At 40.0% G+C, this 230-nt stretch carries 1 protein-coding gene; it reads left to right on the top strand.

Translation table 11 applies throughout. The features are described 5' to 3' along the window. On the top strand, positions 1-230 hold a 230-nt coding region (locus E0702_RS21475; RefSeq protein ID WP_165927650.1), incomplete at both ends, for a hypothetical protein.

Here is a 230-nt window from a genome sequence, read left to right as displayed (position 1 = left end):
GAAGAATCAAAGAAACAATTTACTGCAACCCTTCATCAACTGGAGCAAGCAATAGTTGAGGAGTTAAAGCAATTATCTTCCAGACGTTCAGCCCCTCAACAGACCTCCATGGCTTTATGTGGAGAATTTGATGAAGAACGCAGTACAAAGAAGATGCTAGAAGCTCCAGTGAACAGCATAGAGCATAACTTCATACTAGAACAAATAGAGGAAGTTGTAATTGCAGAAGA

This window comes from Halomonas marinisediminis (genome assembly GCF_004347715.1).
GTDB classification, from domain to species: domain Bacteria; phylum Pseudomonadota; class Gammaproteobacteria; order Pseudomonadales; family Halomonadaceae; genus Halomonas; species Halomonas icarae.
Note: the sequence above shows the minus strand (reverse complement) of the source record. Positions and strands in the feature narration are given on the sequence as shown.